Below are 8,785 nucleotides of genomic sequence, written 5' to 3'. Positions count from 1 at the left end.
TCTTGTATATCAGGGCAAAATAACACAAAAAATTATAAACAATTAACAAAACATGCCAATATTTACTTATTTTCTTTGACTATTATTTTCATTTCGATTTATTATAAAAGTATAACATACTTGCAGGAGGTGACATCTTTATTCCCACTTCGGGGTAGAGAGCACACTTGGACATATTAAATATTTTTCTCATTTTTGTACTCATTCTCATTTCTGGCTTTTTCGTTGCATCCGAATTTGCGGTTGTAAAAGTACGGAAAAGTCGAATTGATCAGCTTGCAAATGAAGGAAATAAGCAAGCACTAGCTGCCAGAAGCGTTATTTCTAACTTAGATGTTTATTTATCGGCCTGTCAGCTCGGTATTACCATCACTTCTTTAGGACTTGGTTGGCTTGGTGAACCAACTGTAGAACACTTACTACGTCCATTATTTGAAAAAATAAATATTACCGGTACAATGGCTAACACATTATCTTTTATCATTGCATTTAGTGTCATTACCTTTTTCCATGTTGTATTAGGTGAGCTTGTTCCAAAATCTTTTGCGATTCAAAAAGCAGAAGCAATTACATTGAAATTTGCCAAGCCGCTCATCTGGTTTGATAAAATCATGTATCCTTTCATTTGGTTACTTAATAGTACAGCCGTATTCTTTACAAAACTATTCGGCTTAGAACCAACAAAGGAAAATGAGCTTGCTCACTCAGAAGAAGAATTACGACTTATTTTAGGGGAAAGCTTTAAAAGTGGCGAAATTAATCAGATTGAATATAAATATGTAAATAATATTTTCGAATTTGATGATCGTGTTGCCAAAGAAATTATGGTACCTCGTACAGAAATGGTTTGTTTATCTACTGAAAACACATTAGAAGAAAACATGGACATCGCAGCATCTGAAAAATATACACGGTATCCAATTATTGAAAAAGATAAAGATGATATTATCGGGATGATAAATACAAAAGAAATTTTTCACGATCAAACGAAAGGAATTCACAAGCCATTAAAAGCATACATTCATCCTGTCTTAACTGTCTTTGAAACCGTTCCAATTCGCAAAACTTTAATTCATCTTCAAAAGAACCGTGTCCAAATGGCAATTGTAATGGACGAATATGGTGGAACTGCTGGATTATTAACAATGGAAGATATTATTGAAGAAATTATTGGAGAAATTCAAGATGAATTTGACGCTGATGAATCACCAATGATTGAAAAACGAACACCTAAGCTCACCGTACTAGATGGAAAAGTGCTTATCTCTGAAGTAAATGATATGTTCGGCTTACATATTGATGATAGCGATTTAGATACAATTGGTGGTTGGCTTCTTTCTCAAGCAATTGATTTAAATATTGAACCTGGATATTCAATTGAATACGCAGGTTTTCAATTTAAAGCATTGGAGCTTGATGGCCATCAAATTAAAAAAATTGCTGTACATAAACTAGATAGTATAAAGGAGCTATAAGGTGACTGTTTTACTAACACTTTGTATCATTTCTTGTTTTATCGTATCATTTATCGCGTTTATTTATCCGATTATCCCTGGCATTCTTGCTCTATGGGCAGGATATTTGATTTATCATTTTGGTATAAACGCTGAAGAATTAACAACTTCTTTTTGGATCATTCAAATCATTTTTACGATTATTATTTTCATTGCTGACTTCATTGCAAATGGATATTTCTTAAAAAAATACGGAAGTACAAAATGGGGCGAACGTGTTGGGATGATCTCCATTATTGTCGGCTCCTTTTTCTTCCCGCCATTTGGTCTCATTATCATCCCATTTTTGTCTGTCTTTATAACAGAAATAATGCATAAAAAGACACCAAAAGAAGCCTTTATGGTCGGAATTGCGACAGTTGTTGGATTTTTAAGCAGTACAGTAGCAAAAGCCATTTTACAAATCATTATGATTATCATCTTTATTTGTTATATCATTTTTTAACCATCCCTTTTCAGGGATGGTTTTTTAATATGCAATGCCTGCACGGCTATTTTCATACGTTTTTTCATTCAATAAAGACCACATAAAATGAGCAGTATCCCCAACTGTAATCTTTGATCCATCTACCGGTAACATATCCTGTTCCGTTCGATATATCCCCGTCCCTTCTCCATCAAGCAAATGTGTCGGACAAACAATCGTCCAGCATAGTCTACTATTTTTAAGCAGCATATACGCGGCTAAATGATCTTCAGCAGCCTTTGTCGATCTTCTTTTCGACTCTTCTGATTGAAATCGATATACATTCGGATTTATTCGAGCCTGTAAAATACCTGCTGTTCCAATTGTAAATATTCTCTCAATCCCCTCCTCTTCCATATGTTTAATAATGTTTGGCATGCTTTTTGACAATGTTCCATTCCCGTCAGTTCCCAGAGCACTTATAACAATATTAGCGCTCTTCAATGCCTTTCTTATATCATCTTCATGTAATACATTCCCTTCTACTATTTGTAGATTTTCATGGGATATCTCAAGCTTATTTGAATCACGAACTAATACTGTAACATGATATGAAGCTTGTAATGCTAGCTTCATTAATCGCGATCCAACTCTACCCGTTGCTCCAAATATACATACTCTCATCTGTGTCCTCCTTACTATTTCTTTTCTTCTATTGTTTCGTACAAACAGAAAATATACAACTAAAAAGCTTCCTCATTGATTGAGGAAGCTCTGCTATATACTATAAAACAAACTTATTTCTTTTCTTTTGAATCTGAAGAAGTACTATCCTTGCTCGTTTCCTGATCTTTCTTTTCGTCTTGCTGCGTTGTTGAGTCCTCATCCTTCTTTTTACCTTCATCTTTACTGCACCCTACCATAAATAAAGAGCTCGCAAGTGCCATAGCAGTTAATGACTTAACCCATTTATTCATTTGCTTATCCTCCTTTTGATAGAATATGTACAATCTCATATTACTTCTCATTTTTAAAGAGAATATTAGAAAACAGTAAACATACCGTAAATATTTGTAAAATTCCTGATAACAAAATCGTATATTTTTCTTTTGAAACATTTTCATCTATAATAAAAGGAATATAAAAAAGAAAGGTTGATACATATGGAACTTGGATTATCAGGAAAAACAGCCCTTATTGTTGCTTCTAGTCAAGGTTTAGGAAAAGCAATCGCTACAGAGCTTGTAAAAGAAGGAACAAATGTTATGCTACTGAGCCGTAATAAGGAAAAATTAATGTCCTTACAAAAAGAGCTGACTGCTCTAAACAAAGGAAATGTTATGTATACAGTTTGCGATGTTACAGACAAAGAAAATATCAAACAAGCGGTAGAATATACTGTACAAACTTTTGGAACAATTAACATTTTAGTTAACAATGCTGGCGGTCCTAAACCAGGTACATTTGAACAACTAACAGATGAAGATTGGTATCATTCATTTGAGCTCAATTTATTAAGTTATGTCCGTATGATTCGTGAAGTACTTCCATATATGAAAGAACAAGGTGGTAAAATTATCAATATCGCTTCATCTTCTATTAAAGAGCCTATTCCCGGATTATTATTATCAAATACATTCCGCGTCGGCATTACAGGCTTAGCAAAAACATTAGCATCTGAACTTGCTCCATACAACATTTTAATTAATACCATTGCACCAGGACGTATCGCTACAGATCGCATTGCTTCTTTAGATGAAACAGCTGCTGAAAAGCGTGGAATTACAGTAGAAGATGTTCAAAAACAATATGAAGCCATTATCCCTCTCGGAAGATATGGCCGCCCTAGCGAATTCGCAGCATTTGCTACATTCCTTGCATCTGATGCAAATACATATATGACTGGCCAATCTTTCCTTGTGGATGGCGGAATGGTGAAAAGTTTATAATTTCTATAGAAAGAAGACGGCATAGTAGCCGTCTTTTTTCTATGCAAATTTTTCATTTATATATATATCTTCAATTTTATATTCTTTCTTCACTACATATTGCCACACACTATATGCATAACGATTCATTTTCACAAAACAGCTTTCTAAAAAAGATCGAAATTCTGGATTAGCAACTTCTACAGCAACTTGAGCAAAATTTAGTGCTAGTCTTTTCAAATGCGAAATATAAGAAATAGCAATTCCTATATCCCCTATGTGGATGCTTTTCATCTCTACATCATCTTGTATAAAGGGAGACTTTAGCTGTTCACGAATCATATGCTGTAAATTTTCTCCTTCTTGAAAATTTACTTGCTCATTATATGCTTGTAGCATATAAGGTAGATGTTGCTGTAATATATCCTTTAGCTCTTCATCGTGAATCCTATTCATATACTCTCCAATTTTATATATAAGCGTATAAGTAAAGCTCATTAACTCTTCCATACAATTCATAAAACTACCTCCTTTCTTCTTTACTATATGTTATAAATATGGTGCTAGAACATTTGCTATTCTTGCTAGAAACCAATCCCAGCTATTGATTTCTTCAAAATCTCTATCAGAAAAACGTTTAGATTTATGAAAATCTTCTTGTAGTCGTCCCCATACTTGAGCAACAACTGCTTTATCATATATAAAACAATTCGACTCTGTATTGATATAAAAACTCCGATTATCAAAATTAGCTGTTCCTACATCAACACTTGTATCATCAATGATTGTCACTTTCCCATGAAAAAATCCATTCCGGTACTGATAGATTTCCGCACCAGCATCCAACATGTTTTTCAAATGGGGATAAGCAGCTTGTTTTAGTAATATGGCATCACTTTTAAAGGGAACAAGAATCTTCACTCTCACCCCACGCCCTAACGCTTCTTGTAACCCGTTCATCATTTCCTTACTTGGTACAAAATACGGTGTTGCAATAATCAATGATTTCTTAGCCTTTTTTAATAATGCACCGTATTCTTGCCATAACCCTTTTCCATTTGAAAACACATATTGATATTTTGCCTCTCCCTCTATAGCTGGACCTTCGTACAAAAGAAGCTTTTCACCAGTATCTGCTTGCCAATCTTCTGCAAATTGTCGTTCCATATCAATTGCTCCATCTCCTTCAATACGCATCTGATAATCACGCCATTCCCCAAATTTAGGATCTTGGCCGAGATACTCCTTTCCTATATTAAAACCACCAATGTACGATACTTTTCCATCTATCGCTACAATACGCCGATGATTGCGTTGCTGCAGGGAATAAAAAAGATTTTTAAACTTAGGCTTTTTACTAAAAGTAAACTTAACACCCTTTTCTTTTAAATGTTCGATCACTTTTTTCTTAACTTTATAGCCACCAATTCGGTCTACTGATAACTTCACATCTACACCGCTTGAGGCCTTCCTCTCTAATAATTGTAAGAATTTATGACTTACTTCATCTTTACCTACGATGTAAAAATGAATATACACGTACTTTTCTGCACGATTTATATCATCAAATAATTTTTGATACAAATCCTCTCCATCGACAAATAATTTGAAATTACCATAACGAATTTTTGATATTTCATACCCACCAGCCATTTTTTTCCCCATTTCTACATCGATGTTCATCCATATGAATACACCTATGAGACATATCATAAAACCTATAAAGTGTTTCATGGATAATATCCTTTCTTTATACGCTGTTATTCCTATATCTTTCCTTTTTTTCACGTTAACATACAAGAAAAATCCATACCTTCATGATATATGTCCCTGTCAAACAAATATGGATTTGCATATTGTATGTTGTATCTTAAAATAAAAGGAGGAAATAACTATGGGCTTCGCACATGGCAATGGATTTGCTTTACTTGTCGTATTATTTATCCTCTTAATTATCGTAGGTGCTGCTTGCTTTTGCTAGTTAGCTATCCCAATACGATATGCGCATAAAAAACTATAAAAGCGGACACCTATTTTTAGGTGTCCGCTTTTCATTTCAATTTTCCATGCACTATTCTCAAATGCAATTCCACTTATAAAGTTAACAAAGTTGCTATTTTCTTACTTTCTGCTTTTCGAATATGACGTTGTTGCGCACGCAAAACAGCAATCTCATGCAATTTTTTTTCTCCTTCTGTTTCTGGAATAACATGCGGAACTGGAACTGGATTATTTTCCTTCCCAAGTGCAACAAATGTAACAAACGATGTTGCTGCGATACGTTTATTACCTGATATTAGATCTTCTGCTACTACTTTCACAAATACTTCCATTGAAGTTCGTCCTGTCCAAATAACAAACGATTCATAGCTCACACAATCAGTAGAACGAACTGGATGTAAGAAATCTACCCAGTCCATCGATGCAGTTACACATTCCATTCTTGAATGCCTAGTTGCTGAGATAGATGCGATCATATCCATTTCAGCTAATATTTTCCCCCCAAATAATGTATTATGATCGTTCAAATCTGTCGGAAAGACACGACTTGTTTTAAACACCCTTGATTCATTTACTGTTTTTCCCTTTGCTTCTGCCATTTCTGCCACCTCTTTAATCATTCAGTTACTTTAACATATTGTAATCCTTTTATTTCCCCTAATACGATAGATACTACACTAGGTGAACTACATATTATATACTAACAATATTTACAACTTCTCGTCTAGAAAAAAGAACCGATTTTATGAATCAATCGGCTCCTCTAAATACATATTGTTCTTTCGGCTGTTCAACTTTATTCCATTTTGTTACTTCTAAAACAGGAATATTTGCATGGAATGGTTGATAAAATTCAGTTGAAATTGTTCCTTCTACTTGAATCCAATCATCATTTTTCCACTCTACTCCCTCTGGTTTTTTCACTAACATACCATATACACCTGAATCGGCTACGCAATGAATAATACCAAATCGGAATAAGAAATATTGTTCTTTCTTTGAAGAATCATCACGGAAAACAAATCCTTTAAACGAAAGTGTCTTACCTGTAAACTCACCAGGATAATTATAAATTGTCTCCATACCTTTTAAGAAATCTTCATCCTTCAAGGCAATATTATCTTTTGTGACGTATTCTTTTTTCCCTTTCTCCATTACACCACGATAGCCTTCTTTCCCGTAATAAATACTCGTATCGGGTCTTAGAAACTGCCTTGTCATAAATGGATCTGTGCTTTCTGCCTGCGCAACAGGAAAATGAAAACCTTTTGTTTTAACAATATCCGAATCTAATGTTGCAATTGGAAAGAATAGTCCTGAAATAATAGGGAAACAAAATAATGTATACGCAAAAGTCCGTTTCCACCATGTATTTTCATCTTTTGAATGATCATGCCCACAATGATTATGGTTACAACTGCAATCATGCTGCTCTTTTTCCTTTTTATGCTCTTTTTGGAAAACAACAATGATTTGAATAAGTGTTAAAAACCCTAAAATAATTGCAGCTGTTTTTGATAAATATGCGTACTTCATATTTATATACTTTGTTATATTACCTGAAATATGAAGCTGCGTAATTAAGATTGTAAACCCGAGTAAAATATATGCCCGAAACATAACCTACCACCCCATCGCATAAATGAGTAGTGAGCTTGCATAAACTACAAGTGTAACTGTAGCTATCACAACAATTACAAATTTTGTTTTAAATGTCGCAAGCATCATAAACATATTTTTAATATCCACCATCGGTCCATAAACGAGGAACGCGACAATTGATGCTGTTGAAAATGTACTTTGGAACGAAGATGCAATAAAAGCATCCGCTTCTGAACATAATGATAAAATATACGCAAGTCCCATCATAACGGCTGATGAAGAGAACGGTCCTTGTCCTATAGAAAGTAGTGTTGAAGTTTGTACAAATGTTTGAACTGCAGCAGCAATTAATGCCCCTATTACTAAGTATTTCCCCATTGAGAAAAACTCTTCAACAGCATGTGTACATACGTCCCACATCTTTTTACGCAAAGAACGCTTATGATCCACCTCTGGGAAATGTTCATCACGTAGTTGATGATCTTTAAACATAAATGATAATATAAGTCCAACGATAATAGCTACAACAATGGCTACAATGGAACGATACCACACCATATGCATACTACTTCCGAATGCAACGTACGTTGCAAATAATACAACCGGGTTAATAATTGGCCCCGTTAACATAAATGCAATTCCAGCGTATGGCGGAACACCTTTTCCAATTAGCCGTCTTACAATTGGAACGATGCCACATTCACACCCTGGAAACATCATGCCAAGAAAAGTGGCTAATAACACAGACAGAAATCGATTTTTCGGCATCCATTTTGCCACCATATCTTCTGTCACAAACATTTGAATGAATCCTGAAATAAATACACCAATTAGCACAAATGGCAGTGCTTCAATTAAAATTGAGATAAAGATTGTATTCATTTGCAGGAATGCTTTCGGTAACTGAAACAATTCCATGATGTATTTCCTCCATTTTTTCATTAACAATATGTAATTTTAACCTCAATTTATTATTTGAACAAGCCCTTTTCAAATCTGTAAATCATGGCAAAAAAGTTTTTCATCCATACACATATCGTATATAAGAAACGTTTTCTTACGACAAAAAAGCTGCTCTAGCGCAGTTTGATAGCTATGCTAGAGCAGCTTTCATATGATTTAAAAATAACGTTTCTTCCAAAAAATAAAGGCCATTACGCAAGATAATATTGCGGATATAATCATAGCCATTAAAAAACCATGCGGATTTTCACTTAAAGGAACTGGAACATTCATTCCAAAAAAACTAGAAACCATTGTTGGCACTGATAATATGATTGTCATCGAAGTTAAAAACTTCATAACACTGTTTAAATTATTAGAAATAACCGAAC

General features: G+C 34.2%; 12 protein-coding genes. 4 read left to right on the top strand and 8 right to left on the bottom strand.

From position 1 onward, the window contains the following. The first annotated feature begins 167 nt into the window (after positions 1–167). Together V7183_RS21890 and V7183_RS21885 are read left to right on the top strand one after the other, a co-directional pair. Positions 168–1,475, top strand: coding sequence for a hemolysin family protein (locus V7183_RS21890; RefSeq protein ID WP_335360820.1), 1,308 nt, complete (start codon positions 168–170; stop codon positions 1,473–1,475). A 1-nt stretch (position 1,476) separates the two neighbouring features. Then, positions 1,477–1,959, top strand: a complete 483-nt coding sequence (locus V7183_RS21885; RefSeq protein ID WP_097895928.1) for a DUF456 domain-containing protein — start codon at positions 1,477–1,479, stop codon at positions 1,957–1,959. Between the two features lie 24 nt (positions 1,960–1,983). Here V7183_RS21885 and V7183_RS21880 read toward each other — a convergent pair whose 3' ends face one another. Together V7183_RS21880 and V7183_RS21875 are read right to left on the bottom strand one after the other, a co-directional pair. Then, positions 1,984–2,604, bottom strand: coding sequence for an NAD(P)-dependent oxidoreductase (locus V7183_RS21880; protein WP_335360819.1), 621 nt, complete (start codon positions 2,602–2,604; stop codon positions 1,984–1,986). Between the two features lie 113 nt (positions 2,605–2,717). Continuing rightward, the gene (locus V7183_RS21875; protein ID WP_141523211.1) at positions 2,718–2,897 is read right to left on the bottom strand and encodes a hypothetical protein; all 180 of its coding nucleotides are present in this window, start codon (positions 2,895–2,897) and stop codon (positions 2,718–2,720) included. Between the two features lie 186 nt (positions 2,898–3,083). On the opposite strand from V7183_RS21875, the gene V7183_RS21870 reads away from it, so the two are divergent. Beyond that, the gene (locus V7183_RS21870; protein WP_335360818.1) at positions 3,084–3,869 is read left to right on the top strand and encodes an SDR family oxidoreductase; all 786 of its coding nucleotides are present in this window, start codon (positions 3,084–3,086) and stop codon (positions 3,867–3,869) included. 39 nt (positions 3,870–3,908) lie between these two features. Here V7183_RS21870 and V7183_RS21865 read toward each other — a convergent pair whose 3' ends face one another. Both V7183_RS21865 and cls read right to left on the bottom strand, forming a co-directional pair. Then, positions 3,909–4,367 carry a spore coat protein gene (locus V7183_RS21865; RefSeq protein ID WP_335360817.1) on the bottom strand — a complete coding sequence of 153 codons (459 nt, stop codon included), beginning with the start codon at positions 4,365–4,367 and terminating at the stop codon, positions 3,909–3,911. 30 nt (positions 4,368–4,397) lie between these two features. After that, a complete protein-coding gene (cls, locus tag V7183_RS21860; protein WP_335360816.1) occupies positions 4,398–5,582 on the bottom strand; it encodes a cardiolipin synthase in 1,185 nt (394 codons plus the stop codon). A gap of 160 nt (positions 5,583–5,742) precedes the next feature. Between cls and V7183_RS21855 the strand changes: the two genes are divergently transcribed. Further along, entirely contained in the window at positions 5,743–5,829 is an 87-nt protein-coding gene (locus tag V7183_RS21855) for a YjcZ family sporulation protein (RefSeq protein ID WP_000505094.1), read from the top strand. A gap of 112 nt (positions 5,830–5,941) precedes the next feature. Here V7183_RS21855 and V7183_RS21850 read toward each other — a convergent pair whose 3' ends face one another. The 4 genes from V7183_RS21850 to V7183_RS21835 all read right to left on the bottom strand — a co-directional run. Beyond that, positions 5,942–6,448: an acyl-CoA thioesterase gene (locus V7183_RS21850; RefSeq protein WP_335360815.1), complete on the bottom strand. Its 507-nt coding sequence runs from the start codon at positions 6,446–6,448 to the stop codon at positions 5,942–5,944. Positions 6,449–6,599: 151 nt separating this feature from the next. After that, positions 6,600–7,469: a TIGR03943 family putative permease subunit gene (locus V7183_RS21845; RefSeq protein ID WP_335360814.1), complete on the bottom strand. Its 870-nt coding sequence runs from the start codon at positions 7,467–7,469 to the stop codon at positions 6,600–6,602. Positions 7,470–7,472: 3 nt separating this feature from the next. Continuing rightward, a complete protein-coding gene (locus tag V7183_RS21840; RefSeq protein WP_097895914.1) occupies positions 7,473–8,369 on the bottom strand; it encodes a permease in 897 nt (298 codons plus the stop codon). Between the two features lie 201 nt (positions 8,370–8,570). After that, on the bottom strand, positions 8,571–8,785 hold a 215-nt coding region (locus V7183_RS21835), incomplete at its 5' end, for a CorA family divalent cation transporter (RefSeq protein WP_335360813.1).

Source organism: Bacillus sp. JJ1127 (genome assembly GCF_036965845.1).
In the GTDB taxonomy this organism is placed as follows: domain Bacteria; phylum Bacillota; class Bacilli; order Bacillales; family Bacillaceae_G; genus Bacillus_A.
The sequence above is the reverse complement of the archived record's forward strand: the minus strand, read 5'-3'. Positions and strand labels throughout refer to the sequence as shown.

Bases quoted from the DNA above. Each gene is read 5' to 3' on its own strand.
- V7183_RS21880 (WP_335360819.1), bottom strand. From the start codon at position 2,604: ATGAGAGTATGTATATTTGGAGCAACGGGTAGAGTTGGATCGCGATTA.
- V7183_RS21875 (WP_141523211.1), bottom strand. From the start codon at position 2,897: ATGAATAAATGGGTTAAGTCATTAACTGCTATGGCACTTGCGAGCTCT.
- V7183_RS21870 (WP_335360818.1), top strand. From the start codon at position 3,084: ATGGAACTTGGATTATCAGGAAAAACAGCCCTTATTGTTGCTTCTAGT.
- V7183_RS21865 (WP_335360817.1), bottom strand. From the start codon at position 4,367: ATGAATTGTATGGAAGAGTTAATGAGCTTTACTTATACGCTTATATAT.
- cls (WP_335360816.1), bottom strand. From the start codon at position 5,582: ATGAAACACTTTATAGGTTTTATGATATGTCTCATAGGTGTATTCATA.
- V7183_RS21855 (WP_000505094.1), top strand. From the start codon at position 5,743: ATGGGCTTCGCACATGGCAATGGATTTGCTTTACTTGTCGTATTATTT.
- V7183_RS21850 (WP_335360815.1), bottom strand. From the start codon at position 6,448: ATGGCAGAAGCAAAGGGAAAAACAGTAAATGAATCAAGGGTGTTTAAA.
- V7183_RS21845 (WP_335360814.1), bottom strand. From the start codon at position 7,469: ATGTTTCGGGCATATATTTTACTCGGGTTTACAATCTTAATTACGCAG.
- V7183_RS21840 (WP_097895914.1), bottom strand. From the start codon at position 8,369: ATGGAATTGTTTCAGTTACCGAAAGCATTCCTGCAAATGAATACAATC.